Source organism: Marilutibacter aestuarii (assembly GCF_006546775.1).
Taxonomy (GTDB): domain Bacteria; phylum Pseudomonadota; class Gammaproteobacteria; order Xanthomonadales; family Xanthomonadaceae; genus Marilutibacter; species Marilutibacter aestuarii.
Map to the genome: position 1 here is coordinate 1 of NZ_VICE01000053.1, position 17,751 is coordinate 17,751.

The following is a 17,751-nucleotide window of genomic DNA, read 5'->3' on the forward strand; positions in this document are numbered from 1 at the left end:
GACACGGCTCCAATGGAGGCGTCTCTCCGGTAGAGTTCGAACGGCAAGCGGGACTTTCAGGCTCGTAGGTGTCTATGAAACCCGGGGCGATTCAATACATAAGCGGATATATGGTCATTGCCGCCTCACGCGCGGGGGTATAGAGGTCGCCGTCCTTATAGCCTAGAGCGCGAGCCTTGCTACCAATGTCGTTGAACTCCCCCCAAGTCGGCAGGGGTTGATTCGCGCGCTCCAGAGCGCGACTAGTGATAACCCAGCCTGTGTACCGAACCGCTTGGTCTAGCGCATCCAGCTCCGATTGCGTCATTAGCTCAGAGAAGTCATAGAGCCCTGGTAGCTCGTGATCGTCCGGATCACGATGTAAGTTGAATCTCTCAAGTTCGACTGCTAGCTGCTCGGCGTTTCGCGCGAGCCTCTCGCGTTGCTCTCGATACTCGCTGGGGCTCGTTCGTGGCGTAATCGCCCATCTGGCCTTCGCGTTTGCGCAAACAGCCGGCAAGCTGAGGGCAATTGCATCAGTCGTGCCATATCGCGCGTCAATAGCTTTCCATAGCTTTTCAGCCGAAGCGGAGCTTGATAGAGCCCGTGCGCAATCGCTCTCAGGTCCGTGACCGTATTCCGCCGTCTGCCAAAGGTTGAAGGGCAGCCATTCCGGCCCCGTGCATAGCTCCCCGGCTTCCTCGCGTGCCCGTATGTAACCGCCAGCGTGGCTGAATCTCGCCCCAAGTAACCTGCGGGAAAGCTCGCGGTCGTTGGGTGAGTGTCGTGGCGACAACTGCCGCGGCTCATCAGATTCATCCATTCGCACACCCTCCCCGCCCCCGAAAGAGTCCACGCCAGGCCGGCAGGGTCACCGGCTTTTCGCCCCGTCGGGCTAGGCGCGGATTGAGGGTCAGTCTGACCCGCCATGCGACTCAATGTGTTCTCGCTCCAAGAGCTCGTCAACTGAACTCGAAAGCGAATGCATAAGCCCGCCTAGATTCCGCAGCGTGTCCCGGTCCAGCATGGTGGGTTCGCCTTGGACGTGGATGTAGTCATGCAGCGCGGTGAGCCAAGCTAGATAGACGCCGCTGTCGAATGCCATTGCGGATGGTCCGGGGTCGGTCTTCATGGCCGCGGCTCCGAAGCAGGCAGGACGACGCGCCCTTCGTTCAACGTGCAATACGACTCGGTGAGCAATTGGACCGAGGCTTGAAGCGCCTCCGACGCTTCCCAGAGCGGGCTCCCCGTCACTTCCTCTTCAACAACCTTGGAGACGCAGGTCAGGATCCCTTGGATCTGCGTAAGCCGCGCTACTGCTGCGTCAATGTCTTGCTGCGTTACTGATTCGATAGGCATGCCGATTTCCTCATGGTTTGAGCTTGCCCCCTTCCAACGCCAATTGGATGGGGGCGGACGGTACGCGGTTGGCGTGCCGGCATGAGGACCGGTGGCTCGAAAGCCCCGCGCACCGACCGCCATAGAGAATCAAGCAGCCGCCCTCGACGAATCAAGACAAAAAAAGCGCCTTGCATCGTCTGATGGGCGCTTGTGCGCCTCATGATTTCGGGACGCCAATCCCGGCCCACGAATTTGCGTGGACGTTACGATCCTGCGCTCTAACCAAGCCTGTAGTCAAGTGGCAAACGTTCAATCATGGAGGCCGAGCTTCACGTGTGCCAGCAGGCTAGGCTCAACCTCCATGTCTATCGGTAGCTCTTCATCCCCGCGAAGCGGATCCAATAAGTCGGCCTCCTGAAGCGCCCATGCGAGCCATTCCCTGCTGACATGTTGACGTTGAGCCCCCTCCGCAAGCCGCTCCTCAATCGCACCGCAAAAGCTCCGAATGCTCCTGGCCTGTTCGTGAAGTGCAGCCGCTTCACAAAGTCGCTGACGCAGTATTTTCGCCCTTTCGGCCTCAACCAACACGCTTAACTTCTTGGCCCTACGCTCGTCAATTTGTCTTTGTCGCTCATTCCAGTGGTCCCTCCTTTGCTTTGCGACCAGGCAAGCTTCGATAAGCGCTCTAGACGCCCCTAAAACCTTTGACTCCATGGGCTCGGATGGAGTGTCCCGAAGCACTGCCGGACCCACCCCATAGTCGCGACCGATCCGAACTCGAAGATCCCCGGTAGGGACAAGGGTCATGCACTTGCCCCCAAACCCCCATTCATTTGTGCCTATGGTCTGTTTGCGGTGTTCGATCACGTCAATCGTGACCGTGCCCCCCATGGCCTCAAGTTTCGTTTCTCTTTCTGCAACCCTCCACGTGCCGCCCATCTCTTGGGTCGCACGAATGAGCGCATCGAAGAGCAGCACCGCTCTATCCAATTGGTCTTTGGAGACGCGGATGTCCAGCACCTTCGAACCTCTCGGCGGCACTAAAATCCCCTTATCCTCAATACCGCTGCCCAACACCCTTCGTGCCTCTCTCGCCTTTGGACAGGCGCTCTTCCAGTCCTGACGAATCTGCGTGCTCTTTTCAGAGACAGCTGGCAAGAAATCCACCACAGTGCTGTTCCGGGCGGGCTGGATCCGGAACTCAATCCTGTCGTCCCTGCCGAACTTGTCTAGCGACAAAGGTACAGGGGCCGGCCTCGGCTCCTTCTTCAGCCAATAACCCTGCGGCGGCCGGGTCACGTCGTATCTCTTGCAGACCTTGGCCAGTCCAACATCAGAGATTCCGATACTAGAGGCGGCTTGCGGCATAGGCATCGACCACACCAAGGCGTGCACCTCTGACCGGGAGAGAAAGACAGTCTTCACCTCGAACATTGTGAAATGCCTCTGGAGGAGAGGCTGAAACTATATGCCCTGCCCGATCTTCACGACCGGTCTTAGCCGCCAGCTGAGCCACTTCGGGCTGCTATGCCGCTTCAAGCGTGGGCGGAACTCGGTTTGCGAATGGGAGAGACCTTGCCGCCGGTCATTCCTGACGTGCTGCAGAAGCGCGCCCAATCCGCCATGAGGCGCCCACGGCGCTCCAGCATATCGGTTCGCCGGTAGGCAGCTTCGGTCTTGTCTTTGATAGTGTGCGCAAGCGCCGCCTCGGCCACGTCACGAGGGTACGAAGTCATGTCCGCCGCCCAGTCGCGGAAGCTGGACCGGAACCCGTGCGCTGTGAGACCCGGCTTAACTTCCTGTACGAGCTTGAGGGTTGCCGCCGTCGTTATGTGCCGCCCTGGCTTGCCGGGGAACAGGAAGCGCTCAGAGGCCGCTGGGAGAGCACGCAGCAACTTCATCGCGCTCGGAGACAGTGGCACCCGATGGGGCTTGCTGGCCTTCATGCGCTCCGCAGGAATTGTCCAAATGGCGGAATCCATGTCGAACTCGGACCACTCTGCAGCTACGGCCTCGCCTGGCCGCGTGGCAGTCAGGATCTGGAGCCGTAGAGCCGTACTCGCCAGCGTGTCTTTAAGGGCAAGGGTCGCCATGAACTCGGGAACGTCGGGATATGGCAGGGCGGCACGGTGCGCTACGCGCTTGAGCTTCAACGGGGGTGGAAGCAGCTTGTCCAGATGCCCTCTCCAGCGCGCGGGATTCTCCCCCGCACGGTAGCCCCGCGCTGTCGCCCAATCTAGGACGGCTTCCATGCGCTGGCGCACACGGGTGGCGGTCTCGGTCTTGCTGCTCCAGATGGGCTCGAGGGCCGCCACGACCATAGCGGTGTCGATCTGTTGGACTGGCAAGGGCAGAAGCGTGGCCGCGTAGGCATCAAGCGTGTTCCGCCATTGGTCGCCGTGCTTGGCATTACGCCAGCCAGCCTTGTGGGCGTGGATGTATGCCGTACAGCAGGCACCAAAGGTCTTGGAGCGCGCCTCCTCAAGCCGCCGCGTCTCGAGCTCTTGACGAGCTGAGTCGATGGGGTCCTTGCCTAGCAGGAGATCCCGACGCAACTCCAGCGCCATGGCGCGCGCCGTGGCCAAAGTGATTTCCGGAAAGGTGCCCAACCCTTTATCGCGCTGTCGGCCCGTGGAGCGGTCCCTGTAGCGGAAAACCCAGCCTCTAGCGCCGTTCTGGCGCACATGGAGATACAGGCCGTCTCCTACCCCATAGCGCCCAGGGCCTCGTTTAGCCTTCGCCTCGACGGCCGGCGGAAGTTTCGGAGTCTGTGCCATCTGATTGCCTTCCCGTCCCTACTCTCGTCCCTACATCATGGGCTGGTTCGTGATGGACTGCAACGGACGGGAACGGACGTCCGACCGCTAATATGACCGTAACGCAAGCACATCGCCCCACAATTGAGAACTGGCACGGACCGCAGGAAACCGTAGTTTGGCGGACCCCCTCTCCGCCAGTTTTGCAAAGAACCCTCGCTTGCGAGGGTTTTTTTGTGCCCGTGGAAAAGCGTGCGGCGCAGTCCCCCGTGCATCGCCCCGGGCCCGGGCCCGGCTCGGGCCGCTGACCCGCCATCGGTCGCCCACGCGCACGCCGCCGCCGCCCGGTTCGGCAAGGAATGGCAGCGCTAGTCATCCGAGGCCGCCCCGCGTCGGCTTTTGCCCCGCCCCGGCAGGCCGCCCGTTGACCGCGCGCTGTGCGCGCGCGCCCGGCGCCCGCGGGGCATGTCCCGGGGACAGGCACATCCGAACGGGCCTGATCCGGCCTCGGTCGCACCCACTCGCCAGGCGTCTTCCTGGACGCGAGGGACGCTCAACGCCCCCAGGCGAGTTCGCCGCAGGGACTGGCCGCGCGCACCAGTGCGTCGGGACCGCAGCCTCCGCGGCCGTCGCCGCGGCCCGCGTTGGCGAACACGCCCTGCCACCGCGGCACCTCACTGCGTCCGGCCTCCACCGCCCGCGGGCGCGCGGCGGGATCTTCGGGCAGGCCCACCCCGGTCGCGGCCTCCTGGGCGATCGCCAACAGCGTCACCAGGGACACCACGCAGCCACCGCCGATGCTCAACCACCGCAGCAGGACGTTGCCCGGGCCACGCGCACCGCCCCGCGGGCGAAGCCGGCTGGAGGCGGCAACGTCGACCTTTCGCGGCGCCCCGGGCTCGAGAACCGCGGCGGCGACGCGCACGGCAGCGTCCTCGGCGGGCACCGGCGCAGCCCCGGACGCGGACGACGGCTCCGGTGGGAGCACGCGTACCGGCTCGGTCGGCTCGAAGACGTAACCGGCCCGGATCACCGTCCGCAGCCATCCCTTGCGCTCGGGCCCCAATGCCTTGCGCAGCAACCAGGCGCTCTGCGAGAGGTTCGCGTCCTCGACCACCAGGCCAGGCCAGAGGCGATCGAGCAGGTCCGCGCGATGGTGCAGGGCATGGGGCTCGGCGGCCAGCAGCCACAACAGGTCGAAGGCCCGCTGCGGCAGGCCCACCTCCTCGCCGGCGATCGACAGGGTCCGATAACACAGGTCCATCCTGACCTCGCCGATCGTGATGTATCGGTGGCCGCTACCGGGCCAGGCGGGCTTGAACCTCGATGTCATCGACAACCTCCGCGTCGGGCAGGAACGTCTTCCTAAACGCGGATGCCGCATGCCCCCCCACCTCGATCGGCAAATCCGGCCGTCACGTTCAGTCTCCGCGCCCCCAAGGCGGGATTTTCACGATCCCGCGCACGTTTTGACCCGAACGAGATCAACAAATGATCGAGCCGCAGAAGTCGTGATATCGCGCCTGACCTATTCCTCGGAGTGTCCACCGGCGTGCAGGCAAGCCCTGCCGCATGCCCACCGGCAAGGGGTCGGCGGGGCGTGCGCGATCGGAGGACGCCAGCGTGCAAACGCCCTACCGCGGCGACCTGCGCGTCGACCTGGTCCGCCTGATGGCAGCGTCTACCTGCTCGCCAACCGATCCGGAGGCGCCACCGACAACATCATCGGGAGCGCGACCGTCGATCTGTCGAGCGAAACGCTCAACGGGACCTGGAAGCTGCGCGTGAACGACAACGCCGGCGGCGAGGTGGGCTACATCAACGAATGGAGCCTCACGTTCTGATCGGGGCGGGGCCCTGCCCCGCGCCATCCTTGAACCACGATTGATCCAGCCTCGACCCTGGATGCCCCGGCGCACTCCCCGCCGGGGTTTTTCCTCGCGGTGGCGGTGCCGCGGCAGGCGGGGCGACCCGGGCTACGTTGACGCATTTCCTTGCCACGCGGCCGTTTGCCGCCGATGATTCCGTTTCTCCTCCAAGAGGCACAATCGCGACCGGCATGCCCATCCCATGATCGAATTCGGACACCTGACGCACGCCGGCCTGCGCCGAGAGCTGAACGAAGACACCTACTACGGCGATGGCGAGATGGGCCTGTGGCTGGTCGCCGACGGCATGGGGGGCCATGAATACGGCGAGATCGCCAGTGCGCTGGCCCGCGAGACCATTGTCCGCGAGGTTCGCGATGGCACGCCGCTGACCCAGGCGATCCGGATCGCCGACGAGGAAATCATCCGCAGCTCGCGCCGCCGCCACGATGCCCTCCCGATGGGCACCACCGTGGTCGCCGCGCGCGTGACCGGCAACCGCTTCGAAGTGGCCTGGGTCGGCGACAGCCGGGTCTATCTCTGGCGCGACGGCCACCTCGCCCAGCTTTCCCAGGACCACAGTTATGTCCAGGAGCTGATCGCAAACGGCGCGATCACCCACGAACAGGCCCGCAGCCACCCGCATCGCAACGTCGTCACCCAGGCGCTGGGCGTCACCGACCCGCGCAACCTGAACGTGGAAACCATGACCGGCGAACTCCGGCCGGGCATGCAGTTGCTGCTGTGCAGCGACGGCCTGACCGAGGAAGTCGAGGACACCGCCATCGGCCGCGTACTCGCGCAGCACGACTGCAGTGCCCAGGAATGCGTCGACACGCTGGTCGCGGCGGCCCTGGACGGCGGCGGCTCGGACAACATCACCGTGGTGCTGGTCCGCAACCACTGACGCCGTCGCGCGGGACTTCAGGCCTCGCTGGCCGCCTCTTCGGGCAGCGGGTCCCAGATCGCCCGTCCGGCCTTCGCGCGCAGGACCTGCAGGCGCGCCTCGTGCGCGGCCAGATCCGCAGGATCGACGACGACGCGCGGGCGCGGGCGCTCGCTGCGGCCCTGGAAGGCCGCCACCGCATCCGCGGCGGCCTCGGCGGCGCGGGTGTCGCTGCCGAATCCGATCTCTTCCTGGCCCGACGTCAGTCCGATGTAGACCTCCGCCAGCAACTGCGCATCGAGCAGCGCGCCGTGCAATTGGCGATGCGCGTTGTCCACGCCCAAGCGCTTGCAAAGCGCGTCGAGCGAGTTGCGCTGGCCCGGGAAACGCTGGCGCGCGAGCAGCAGCGAGTCCTCGATCGCGCAACGGTCGGACAGCTTGCCGTACTGGCTGCCCGCCAGGCGCAGTTCGTTGTCCAGGAAGCCGACGTCGAAGGCGGCGTTGTGGATGACCAGCTCCGCGCCGTCGATGAACGCGAGGAACTCGTCGACGATGTCTTCGAACAGGGGCTTGTCGGCCAGGAACTCCAGCGTCAGCCCGGTGACCTCCTGCGCCCCGGCCTCGAACTCGCAGCGCGGGTTGAGGTAGCGATGGAACGTGCGTCCGGTCGGCCGCCGCTCGACGAACTCCACGCAGCCGATCTCGACCACCCGGTTGCCGCGTTCCCAGCTCAGGCCGGTCGTTTCGGTATCAAGGATGACTTGGCGCATCGGTAGTCGGGATCACTCTCTCGTGGGGCGCGGACACGGTATCAAGCGCCCGTCTCAGCAGGCGAGGCGCATGGCCTCAGGACCGCCTGAAACGGATCGCCTGGTCACGCGCGAGCGCGTCCACGCGTTCGTTGTCGGGATGGCCGGAATGGCCCTTGACCCAGTGCCACTCGACGCGATGCCGCTGCGCGGCGGCGTGCAGGCGTTCCCACAGGTCGCGGTTCTTGACCGGATCGCCGCCGGCGGTCTTCCAACCGCGACGCACCCAGTTCGCCATCCACTGGGTGATGCCCTGGCGCACGTACTGCGAGTCGGTCGTCAGCGACACCACGCAGGCTTCCTTGAGCGACTCCAGCCCGGCGATCGCCGCCATCAGTTCCATGCGGTTGTTGGTCGTATCGGCCTCGCCGCCGCTGAGTTCACGCTCACGCCCCTGGTAACGCAGCAGGGCCGCCCAGCCGCCGGGGCCGGGGTTGCCGAGGCAGGCGCCGTCGGTATGGATCTCGACGGACTTCTTGGATTCGGATGTCATCCGGCCATTATGGACGGCCGGCCGACTTTTGAGAGCCCTCCCCGGTCGCCTCGCCCACCACCCGCAACTGCGTGCGCATCGCGCCCACGCCCGCCTGCAGGCGCAGCTTGCGGACCGCGTTGGGCGGGATCGCGGCATGCACGCGCTTGCTGACGGTCAATGCCAGACCCGCACGGAGCCGGTCGGCCGCACCGATGCCGGCTTCGGCATCCTCCGGCCGCCAGCGTGGCCCCAGCCATTGCAGGTGGACCGCGTCGACCGGGAAACCCGCCCGGGCCAGCGCCGCCTGCCAGTAGCCGGGTCCGCGGGCGCGCATTCCACTGCGCCACCAGCGGGCGCGATAGGTGCTCCAGGGGTTGAGTGCCGCCAGCCAGAGCACGCCGCCAGGGGCGAGGATGCGACGGCATTCGGACAGGACCGCGTCGGTGTCGGCGAAGCCGTCGTCGAGGACATGCTGGAGCAGGACGGCGCCGAAACTCTCGTTGGCGAGCGGCAGCGGCAGCGCGCAGCGCACCGAGCCTGCGAAGCCCCAGGGCGCCCGGTGCATGCATATGCCACGCCCGATGTCCCGCTGGGGCGGCGCGGCACCCGCCACCCCGATCCAGACCCAGGGCAGTGCGGGGATACCCGCGAGCATCCGTGCCATCGCCCGGCTCTCGGCCGCGAGCAGGCCTTGCCCCGCCGGGCCCGCGAACCACGGATGTCCCAGATCGGCGTTTCCAGGTTGACGGCTGGGCTGGAGCGCGGGCATGGTCGCCACTGGTGGGCAGGCGGGTGGCCAGCTGTCCGGGGTCGCCCCGGGCAGAAGGTGGAGGTGCCATCCGATTCTGCGCGATTCCATGGGGGCCGTCACCATGCAGTTGCGGGCACTGCCGTCCAGGCAGGACAACTACATCTGGACCCTTTCCGATGGAGCGGGCCGCGCGATCATCGTCGATCCCGGCGAATCCGGCCCGGTGCTCGCCGCCGCGCAACAGGGCCTGCAACCGGCCGCCGTCCTGTTGACCCACCATCACCACGACCACATCGACGGCACCCAGGCCCTGCTGGAACGCTGGCCAGGGCTGCCCGTACACGGCCCCCTGGACGACAGGATTCCCTTTCCGCTCAACACCCTGGGGGATGGGGACCGACTGGAACTGCTGGGTATCGACGTCGCGGTCCTCGCCGTGCCGGGGCATACCCTCAGCCACATCGCCTTTCATCTCACCAGGGGCGGAGACAGCTGGCTGTTCTGCGGCGACACCTTGTTCAGCCTGGGCTGTGGGCGACTGTTCGAAGGTACGCCCGATCAGATGCATGCATCGCTGATGCGCCTGGCCGCCCTGCCCGGCGATACCGCCGTGTGCTGCGGCCACGAGTACACTCTTTCCAACGCCGCGTTCGCGCGGGCGGTGGAACCCGACAATGCGGCCCTGCGGGACCGCACCGAGGAGGCCCAGGCCATGCGCCAGTCCGGACAACCCAGCTTGCCCAGCAAGCTCGCCGACGAACGCCGCTGCAATCCGTTCCTGCGCTGCGACGCCCCGTCGGTGAAGGCCGCGGTCGGTGCGTGGCTTGGCACCGCTCCCGCGGACGACGTCGCGACCCTGGCCGCCCTGCGGCGCTGGAAGGACGGGTTCGTCGCATGAGGCGCGCGACCGCGTGGCTGGCCGGGCTACTGACCGGCCTGGGCATGGGTGCGTCCGCGATCGCCACCGAGCCGGCCCCGACGGGCACCGCCGAACCCGCGCCCGCCCCGGTCGAACTCGTGGCCGCGACCACGCCGCCGGCTGCACCGGCCACCCGCAACGGGCGTGAGATCTACGAGGCCTTCCGCGACGGCCTGTCCGACTCCCAGTGCGACGACGACGTCAGCGATCGCTGGAGCCGCCATTTCGCCCAGGCGCCGCAGCGCCTCGCCCAACCCGACGACACCCTGCTGCCGCTGTTCGGCTACGTCGTCGACAAGCTCCGCGAGTCGCACCTGCCCACCGAGTACGCGCTCATTCCCTTCGTCGAGAGCGGCTACAAGCCCGGGGCGCGCAGTCCGGCCGGCCCGGCCGGCATGTGGCAGATGATCAAGCTGACCGCCCGCAACCACAAGGTGCCGATTTCCAGCCAGTACGACGGGCGGCTCTCGCCGGTGGACTCCACCCGCGCGGCAGTGCGTTACATCAAGACCCTGCACGGAATGTTCGCCGGCGACTGGCGACTGGCGGTGATGGCCTACAACGCCGGCGAGTACCGGGTCTTCGGCGCACTGCGGCGCAACGGCCTGGCCGCGCGCGAGGCCAGCCCGGAGCAGTTGCCCGGCATGCCGGGCATCACCCAGGCCTACGTGCGCAAGATCCACGCGCTGTCCTGCCTGATCGTCCGCGCCGGGCGCGACGAGGAGTGGCTCAGGGCACTCGATCGTCCCGTGGCCCGGTTGCGCGCCGTGCCGGTGCCCCACGGCACCCAGCGCATCGACCAGTTCGCGGCAAGCTCCGGGCAGAGCATCGCCCGCCTGCAGCGCCTGAACCCGGTGCATGCCGACGGCCGCATCCGGCGACCGGCCAGCGGCACCGCTTACCTGCTCGCGGCCGCGGGCCCGGGTACGGCCGCCCTGGCCGGGACGCCGGCCGCCCCCGCCACGATGGCCGACGCCTCGGCCTACATGGCGCGGGCGAGTGCATCGCCGCTCCCTGCCGGCCACGTCGTCGCGCGGGGCGAGAACCCCTGGACGATCGCCCGGCGCTACGACCTGTCGGTGGCGGAATTGCTGGAGCGCAACGACCTCTCGCGCGACAGTGTGCTCCAGGTCGGACAACGCCTCCGGATCGCGGCGCGATCCAGCGCCGCGACTCCCGCAGACCCCGCGAAGCCTCTAGACTAGGGGTTTGCTCGGCCGCCACCGCGGCCATGCCCCATCACCGAGGGAGTTTCCATGGGTTTCCTGAAAGGCAAACGCGCACTGATCACCGGCATTGCCAGTCAGCGTTCGATCGCCACCGGCATCGCCGAGGCCATGCATCGCGAAGGCGCCGAACTGGCGTTCACCTACCAGACCGACAAGCTCAAGTCGCGCGTCGAGGCCGCCGCCGCCGAAGCCGGGAGCGACATCGTGCTGCCGCTCGACGTCAGCGAGGACGCCCAGATCGAAGCCTGCTTCGCCGAGCTGGGCAAGCGCTGGGAAGACGGCTTCGACATCCTCGTCCACGCGATCGCGTTCGCGCCGCGCGAGGCGATTTCCGGGCAGTTCCTGGACGGCCTGACCCGCGAGAACTTCGCCGTCGCCCACGATGTGTCGTCGTATTCACTGGCGGCGCTGGCCAACGCCGCACGCCCGCTGATGAAGGGCCGCAACGGCTCCATCCTCACCCTCACCTACCTGGGCGCCGACCGCGCCCTGGCCGGCTACAACCTGATGGGCCTGGCCAAGGCGAGCCTGGAGGCCAACGTGCGCTACCTGGCCTACAACCTCGGTCCGGAAGGCATCCGCGTCAATGCGATCTCGGCCGGTCCGATCAAGACCCTGGCGGCGGCCGGCATTGCAGGCTTCCGCAAGATCCTCGGCCATGTCGAGGAGAACGCCCCGCTGCGTCGCACGGTGACGATCGAAGACGTCGGCAACGTCGCCGCCTTCCTCGGCTCGGACCTGTCGGCCGGCATCACCGGCGAGATCACCTACGTCGACGCGGGCTACAACATCCTCGGCATGACCGGCATCGGCGAAGGCAGCGACTGAGCCCCGCCGTCAACCCGAAAAAAAGCCCGGCATCTGCCGGGCTTTTTCATTGCATGGCGTTCGCGATGCGGTCGGAAGCTGTCCGGGCCGGAGCGGCAACGTGCCGCCCCTTGGCCTCCATCGCTCAGAGGTTCTCCTCGAACACGGTGACCGTCATGCGCTTGCGCATGCCGCGGATGTAGGCCTGGGCGTCCTCGTAGCCGGCCACCTGCTCGACCTGACCCTTGAGCATTTCGCGCTGGGCATCGTCGATGGTGCTGGCATCGCCAGGGACGACCTTGTCCACGGTGAACAGCACCAGGCTACCATCGGGCAGCGGGTACATGCCCGGAGTCGGCTTGGCTTCGTCGGCCGGCGGGTCGACGGCGAACATGGCCTCGTTGACCTCGACGCTGGGCACCGGCGCGCCACGCGGCACGCCCGGGATGGCGTCGGGCTCGGCGAGCCCACGGGATTCCGCCACCTGCGCCAGGGTCTCGCCGGCACGCATCCGCGCCAGCAATGCCGCGCCCTGCTTGCGGGCATTCTTCTCCATGCGGTCGGCGCGCACGGCGGCCTCGACCTGTCCGCGCACCTTGTCGAACGGACGCGCCGCCTCGGGCTGGTGCGCCGAGACGCGGATCACCACGTTGTGGCCCGGCGCGATCTCCACCGGATCGCTGATCGTGCCGTCCTGGATGCGCACTTCGTCGAACGCCGCGCGCTTGACCCCCGGCGATGCCATGATCCCCTCGTCGGAATCCCGTGACACCGGACCGATCGTCTGCACCTTGAGACCCGACGCAGAGGCCACGCCGGACAAGTCGTTGGGGTTCTTGTAGATCTGGTCGACGACCTGGGTCATCAGCTCGTTCACCGAACGCTCGCGATCGACTGTCGCCTGCTCCTGCGCCAGGGTCTCGCGCACCTGCTCGAACGGCTCGATCTGCCCGGCCTTGATCTCGCGCAACTGGATGACGTGCCAGCCGAACTCGGTCTGGACGGCATCGCTGACACCCGGTGCCGCCATGCCGAACAGCGCCTCTTCGAACGGCGCGACCATCATGTCCTTGCCGACCCAGCCCAGGTCGCCGCCAGCATCCTTCGAGCCGGCGTCGTCACTGTTGGCCTGGGCCAGCGCCGCGAAGTCGGCGCCCGGCTCGCGCGCCTGCACTGCGAGGGACTCGGCCTTCTCGCGGGCCGCCTTCGCGGTGGCCTCGTCGGCGTCGGCGGGCACTTCGACCAGGATGTGCGAGGCCAGCCGCTCTTCGGGGGTCTGGAACTTCGCCTTCTCTTCCTCGTAGCGCGCGCGCAGCGCCGCCTCGTCAGCCGGCGGCGGCGCCGGGATCGAAGAAGTGTCGATCTCCACGTACTCCAGGGTCACCGTCTCCGGCGCGCGGAAATCGGCCTGGTGGCTGTCGTACCACGCCTTGGCGTCGGCCTCGGGCACGGCCACTTCCTCGCCATCCGGCGGCAGGATGAGCATGCGCACGTCGCGTCGCTCGCCGATCAACTTCACCAGGCGGTCCATCTCCGACTTCGTGGCGAAACTGCTTTCCTGCAGCCCTGCCGGCACCAGGGTCTCCTCGAGGCTCTCGCGGACGCTGGCCTGGAACTGGGCCGGGCTCTGCGCCGGCACCTGCGAAGCGAGTGCGAGCTGGTAACGCTCGGGGTTGAACCTGCCGTCGACCTGGAAGGCGGGGATCTCCTGGATCGTCGAGCGCACCAGGCGATCGCTGACCGCCACGCCGCCGTTGCGCGCGGCCAGGCGCTGCACGCGCTGGTCGACCAGGGATTCGAGCACCTTGCGCTTGTTGTCGACGCTCTCGAACTCGCGCGGGTCGAAGGCCTCGCCCTGCTGCGCGCGCGCCTGCTGCCGTGCCTGTTCGAACCGGCTGCGGAAGTCCTCGACGCTGACCGTCTCTTCCTGCCAGGCCATCGACACCGGCCACCAGGAGGGCGCATCCGGCCACCAGGCAGGCGGTGCCTGCACGCGGGCCACGGTGTTGTTGCCGCCCTGCACGAGGTACTGGTCGATGCCGAAAAGGCCGAGGGGCACGATCAGGATGGCGAGCACGATGGTGCCCAGCAGGCCGGAGGATTTTTCGCGAAGTTTCTGCAGCATGTTCGAGTCGCGTTGGTGCGGAAGCCCGACAGTCTACCGCGCTTCAGCCCGTGGCGAAGCCCCCGGGGCCACGGGCCCCACGCCGCCCGTTCGGCCCGATGCGCCGCCGGCGCCGCATGGGTCCGCGGACCGGGCGAGACAAAGAAAAACGGCACCCCGGGAACCGGGATGCCGTCGCAAACAAGACTGGCGGAGCGGACGGGACTCGAACCCGCGACCTCCGGCGTGACAGGCCAGCATTCTAACCAACTGAACTACCGCTCCGCGCCTTGAACCTGGTTGTAGGCAACGGCCATCGACCGTTGCGACCGGTTTTTCCATGTCCCGCGTAGGGGGTCCGGAAAACATCGGCTCTCACTTAAAAGCGAAGGCGCCGATCAGGGCGCCTTCGGGTAAAACTGGCGGAGCGGACGGGACTCGAACCCGCGACCTCCGGCGTGACAGGCCAGCATTCTAACCAACTGAACTACCGCTCCGCGCTTGAAACCTTTCGCACTGACGACTGGATGCTGGTGGGTGCTGAGGGTTTCGAACCCCCGACCCTCTCCGTGTAAAGGAGACGCTCTACCACTGAGCTAAGCACCCGGTGCGTCGCCTTTGGCACGTGTTGCAGTGCCGCCGGCCGAGCTAGTTAGTTTACTGCATCCTTCAGCGCCTTACCAGCCTTGAATGCAGGATTTTTCGAGGCCTTGATCTTGATGGTCTCGCCGGTCTTCGGGTTGCGGCCCTGGCGCGCGGCGCGCTTGCGGACCTGGAAGGTACCAAAGCCCACCAGCGTCACGGTGTCGCCCTTCTTGAGCGCCTTGGTGATCACGCTGACGAACCCATCGACGGCGGAAGCCGCATCGGTCTTGGACAGATCAGCCGCTTCAGCGACAGCCTCAATAAGCTCAGCCTTGTTCATTCGTTTTGACTCCCTTTGCGGACATGGCCGCATTGTTCTGAAAATCGAAGCGCCCCGGAACCCGGATCAACGACCCGGCGGGATCACCCCGATCGATTTGACCACGCTCGACGGCATGCGGGACGACGTCGACGCGGTTGCGCTCGTTATACCAGTGCGTACGCAAGCGACGCAAGCGTGAAAGCTAGCTGTGATGCGGGTTTCAGCCTTCAGCAGGCGTTTCTGACGGACGGACACGATCAGTGCTTGACGTCGGCTTGCGGGGTCTGCTTGCTTTTGTCCGGGACAGGCAACTCGCCCGGCCCGGAGACCGGCGCGGGCGACACCGGCCGTTCCAGGGCGATCTCGAGCACCTCGTCGATCCACTTCACCGGCTTGATCTCCAGGCCCTGCGTCACGCTCCTGGGCAGGTCGACCAGGTCCTTGCGGTTCTCATCGGGGATGATCACCGTGCGGATGCCGCCACGCAGCGCCGCGAGCAACTTCTCCTTGAGCCCCCCGATTGGCAGCACGCGGCCGCGCAGGGTGATCTCGCCGGTCATCGCCACGTCCGCCCGCACCGGATTGCGCGTCAGCATCGACACCAGCGACGTGGCCATCGCCGTGCCCGCGCTTGGCCCGTCCTTCGGCGTCGCGCCTTCCGGCACATGCACGTGGACGTCGTGCTTTTGCAGGAAGTCCAGGTCAATGCCCAGGCTCTCGGTGCGTGCACGCACGACCGACAGTGCCGCCGAAGCCGACTCCTTCATGACGTCGCCGAGGTGGCCGGTGAGCAGCAGCTGCCCCTTGCCCGGGACCAGGGTGGACTCGATCTGCAGCAGGTCGCCGCCCACTTCGGTCCAGGCCAGTCCGGTCACCAGGCCGATCTCGTTCTGTTCCTCGGCGCGCCCGTAGTCGAACCGCTGCACGCCCAGGTACTTGTCGAGGTTCTTGCTGGTGATGCTGATCGCACCCTTCTTCGAGGCGGCCTTCTTCGCGACCGGGCCTGCCAGCGCGATTTCCTTGACCACCTTGCGACAGATCTTGGCGATCTCGCGCTCCAGGCTGCGCACGCCCGATTCGCGGGTGTAGTAGCGCACGATGTCGCGCACCGCAGCCTCGGCGACCTTGATCTCGTCGTCCTTCAGGCCATTGGCCTTGATCTGCTTGGGCAGCAGGTAGCGCATCGCGATGTTGAGCTTCTCTTCCTCGGTGTAACCCGGGATGCGGATGACCTCCATGCGATCGAGCAGCGGGCCGGGAATGTTGAGCGAGTTGGAGGTCGCCACGAACATCACCTCCGACAGGTCCAGGTCGACCTCGAGGTAATGGTCGTTGAAGGCGTTGTTCTGCTCCGGGTCGAGGACCTCCAGCAGGGCCGAGGAGGGATCGCCGCGGAAGTCCATCGACATCTTGTCGATCTCGTCCAGCATGAAGAGCGGATTCTTCGTGCCGGCCTTGTTGAGGTTCTGCACGATGCGCCCGGGCATCGAACCGACATAGGTACGGCGATGCCCCCGGATCTCGGCCTCATCGCGGACGCCGCCCAGGGACATGCGCACGAACTTGCGGTTGGTCGCCTTGGCGATGCTCTGGCCGAGCGAGGTCTTGCCCACGCCCGGCGGACCGACCAGGCACAGGATCGGGCCCTTCATCTGCTTCACCCGGGTCTGCACGGCCAGGTACTCGAGGATGCGTTCCTTGACCTTCTCCAGCCCGAAGTGGTCGGCGTCGAGCACGTCCTGCGCGGCCTTGAGGTCCTTGCGGACCTTGCTGCGCTTCTTCCACGGCACGCCGAGCACCCAGTCCAGGTAGTTGCGCACCACGGCGGCCTCGGCCGACATCGGCGACATCTGCTTGAGCTTGTTGAGCTCGCCCTTGGCCTTGGCCTCCACCGCCTTGGGCATGCCGGCCTCGGCGATCTTGCGGGTCAGTTCCTCGATGTCGTTGGGCGCGTCGTCGATCTCGCCCAGCTCCTTCTGGATCGCCTTCATCTGCTCGTTGAGGTAGTACTCGCGCTGGCTCTTCTCCATCTGCGACTTGACCCGGCCGCGGATACGCTTCTCCAGTTGCTGCACGTCGATCTCGCCATCGACCAGCCCGACGAGCTGTTCCAGTCGCTCGCCGATGCCGTGCGTCTCCAGAAGCTTCTGCTTGTCGCTCAGGCGCACGCCCAGGTGGGCGGCGATGGTATCGGCCAGCCGGCCCGGCTCGTCGATCCCGGACAGGGTCTGGATCAGCTCCGGCGGCAACTTGCGGTTGGTCTTGACGTACTGCTCGAACAGGCCCATCAACGAGCGGCTGACCGCCTCGAGCTCGCGCTCGTCGCGGTCGGCGACCGGGTCGATCACGAGCGCCTGGCCGGACAGCAGGCCGTCGCGCTCGACGACGGCGTCGACCTCGATCCTCGCCACGCCCTCGACCAGCACCTTGATGGTGCCGTCGGGCAGCTTCAGCAGTTGCAGGATCTGCGCCAGGGTGCCAGTGGTGTAGAGGTCCTCGGCGCCGGGGTCGTCGATGTCGGCCGACTTCTGGGCGACCAGCAGGATGCGCTTGTCGGCTTCCATCGCGACGTCGAGCGCACGAATGGACTTGTCGCGGCCGACGAACAGGGGGATGACCATGTGCGGGAAGACGACGACGTCGCGCAGTGGCAACACCGGCAGGTCCAGCAGGTCGCGGTCGGTGGATTCGGTCATGGGGTCTCCGGAATCGGGGGGTGGGCCGCCGCACGGGAGATACGGCCGCCGCTGGGCCAGGTGCCCATGCCACGGTTATGGGGGCCTGCGCCGACAGATGCAAGCAGTCCCGTCACAGGCCGCCCGCGCCCGGGGCGAATATCCATGCAAATCAGACGGATGGCGTTCCGGGCCCAAGAACGCGAACGCCGCCCCGGGGGGCGGCGTTCGACGACCGGGAGACG

The 17,751-nt window shown here is 66.7% G+C and carries 16 protein-coding genes and 3 tRNA genes; 5 read left to right on the forward strand and 14 right to left on the reverse strand.

The genetic code is table 11. From position 1 onward, the window contains the following. Window positions 1-892: 892 nt before the first annotated feature. From FKV25_RS05480 to FKV25_RS05500, 5 genes are all read right to left on the reverse strand, one after another. Window positions 893-1,111 carry a hypothetical protein gene (locus FKV25_RS05480; RefSeq protein ID WP_141517795.1) on the reverse strand — a complete coding sequence of 73 codons (219 nt, stop codon included), beginning with the start codon at window positions 1,109-1,111 and terminating at the stop codon, window positions 893-895. Continuing rightward, window positions 1,108-1,338 carry a hypothetical protein gene (locus tag FKV25_RS05485; protein WP_141517796.1) on the reverse strand — a complete coding sequence of 77 codons (231 nt, stop codon included), beginning with the start codon at window positions 1,336-1,338 and terminating at the stop codon, window positions 1,108-1,110. The genes FKV25_RS05480 and FKV25_RS05485 overlap by 4 nt, the downstream gene beginning before the upstream one ends. 291 nt (window positions 1,339-1,629) lie before the next feature. Beyond that, window positions 1,630-2,754: a hypothetical protein gene (locus FKV25_RS05490; protein ID WP_141517797.1), complete on the reverse strand. Its 1,125-nt coding sequence runs from the start codon at window positions 2,752-2,754 to the stop codon at window positions 1,630-1,632. Between the two features lie 101 nt (window positions 2,755-2,855). Then, window positions 2,856-4,097, reverse strand: coding sequence for a tyrosine-type recombinase/integrase (locus tag FKV25_RS05495; RefSeq protein WP_141517798.1), 1,242 nt, complete (start codon window positions 4,095-4,097; stop codon window positions 2,856-2,858). Window positions 4,098-4,629: 532 nt separating this feature from the next. Further along, the gene (locus FKV25_RS05500) at window positions 4,630-5,409 is read right to left on the reverse strand and encodes a winged helix-turn-helix domain-containing protein (RefSeq protein ID WP_170218556.1); all 780 of its coding nucleotides are present in this window, start codon (window positions 5,407-5,409) and stop codon (window positions 4,630-4,632) included. Between the two features lie 178 nt (window positions 5,410-5,587). Here FKV25_RS05500 and FKV25_RS05505 point away from each other — a divergent pair, with 178 nt between their 5' ends. Continuing rightward, window positions 5,588-5,920, forward strand: a complete 333-nt coding sequence (locus FKV25_RS05505; RefSeq protein WP_211345378.1) for a proprotein convertase P-domain-containing protein — start codon at window positions 5,588-5,590, stop codon at window positions 5,918-5,920. A gap of 226 nt (window positions 5,921-6,146) precedes the next feature. Beyond that, window positions 6,147-6,851, forward strand: a complete 705-nt coding sequence (locus tag FKV25_RS05510) for a PP2C family protein-serine/threonine phosphatase (protein WP_141517800.1) — start codon at window positions 6,147-6,149, stop codon at window positions 6,849-6,851. Between the two features lie 17 nt (window positions 6,852-6,868). Here FKV25_RS05510 and dnaQ read toward each other — a convergent pair whose 3' ends face one another. The 3 genes from dnaQ to FKV25_RS05525 form a co-directional block, all read right to left on the reverse strand. Beyond that, complete coding sequence (gene dnaQ / locus FKV25_RS05515; RefSeq protein WP_141517801.1) at window positions 6,869-7,600, reverse strand: DNA polymerase III subunit epsilon; 732 nt, start codon at window positions 7,598-7,600, stop codon at window positions 6,869-6,871. A gap of 76 nt (window positions 7,601-7,676) precedes the next feature. Further along, on the reverse strand, window positions 7,677-8,132 hold the full coding sequence (gene rnhA, locus FKV25_RS05520; RefSeq protein WP_141517802.1) for a ribonuclease HI: 456 nt from the start codon (window positions 8,130-8,132) through the stop codon (window positions 7,677-7,679). A 7-nt stretch (window positions 8,133-8,139) separates the two neighbouring features. Continuing rightward, a complete protein-coding gene (locus FKV25_RS05525; protein WP_170218557.1) occupies window positions 8,140-8,778 on the reverse strand; it encodes a methyltransferase domain-containing protein in 639 nt (212 codons plus the stop codon). A gap of 208 nt (window positions 8,779-8,986) precedes the next feature. Between FKV25_RS05525 and gloB the strand changes: the two genes are divergently transcribed. Genes gloB through FKV25_RS05540 form a run of 3 tightly spaced genes read left to right on the forward strand, consistent with a single transcriptional unit; the run spans window position 8,987 to window position 11,841 of the window. Further along, on the forward strand, window positions 8,987-9,763 hold the full coding sequence (gloB, locus tag FKV25_RS05530; protein ID WP_141517826.1) for a hydroxyacylglutathione hydrolase: 777 nt from the start codon (window positions 8,987-8,989) through the stop codon (window positions 9,761-9,763). Next, the gene (locus tag FKV25_RS05535) at window positions 9,760-10,989 is read left to right on the forward strand and encodes a lytic transglycosylase domain-containing protein (RefSeq protein ID WP_141517804.1); all 1,230 of its coding nucleotides are present in this window, start codon (window positions 9,760-9,762) and stop codon (window positions 10,987-10,989) included. The genes gloB and FKV25_RS05535 overlap by 4 nt, the downstream gene beginning before the upstream one ends. 51 nt (window positions 10,990-11,040) lie before the next feature. Continuing rightward, on the forward strand, window positions 11,041-11,841 hold the full coding sequence (locus FKV25_RS05540; protein WP_141517805.1) for an enoyl-ACP reductase FabI: 801 nt from the start codon (window positions 11,041-11,043) through the stop codon (window positions 11,839-11,841). Between the two features lie 124 nt (window positions 11,842-11,965). On the opposite strand, the gene FKV25_RS05545 is transcribed toward FKV25_RS05540, so the two are convergent. The 6 genes from FKV25_RS05545 to lon form a co-directional block, all read right to left on the reverse strand. After that, window positions 11,966-13,945 (reverse strand): SurA N-terminal domain-containing protein, encoded by a 1,980-nt coding sequence (locus FKV25_RS05545; RefSeq protein WP_141517806.1) that lies wholly within the window; start codon window positions 13,943-13,945, stop codon window positions 11,966-11,968. Window positions 13,946-14,132: 187 nt separating this feature from the next. Continuing rightward, window positions 14,133-14,209: transfer RNA gene (locus FKV25_RS05550), tRNA-Asp, on the reverse strand. A 135-nt stretch (window positions 14,210-14,344) separates the two neighbouring features. After that, window positions 14,345-14,421 (reverse strand) — tRNA-Asp (locus tag FKV25_RS05555). Window positions 14,422-14,455: 34 nt separating this feature from the next. Next, window positions 14,456-14,530 (reverse strand) — tRNA-Val (locus FKV25_RS05560). Between the two features lie 46 nt (window positions 14,531-14,576). Further along, entirely contained in the window at window positions 14,577-14,849 is a 273-nt protein-coding gene (locus FKV25_RS05565; protein ID WP_141517807.1) for an HU family DNA-binding protein, read from the reverse strand. 239 nt (window positions 14,850-15,088) lie between these two features. After that, window positions 15,089-17,527, reverse strand: coding sequence for an endopeptidase La (gene lon, locus FKV25_RS05570; protein WP_141517808.1), 2,439 nt, complete (start codon window positions 17,525-17,527; stop codon window positions 15,089-15,091). Between the last annotated feature and the right edge of the window lie 224 nt (window positions 17,528-17,751).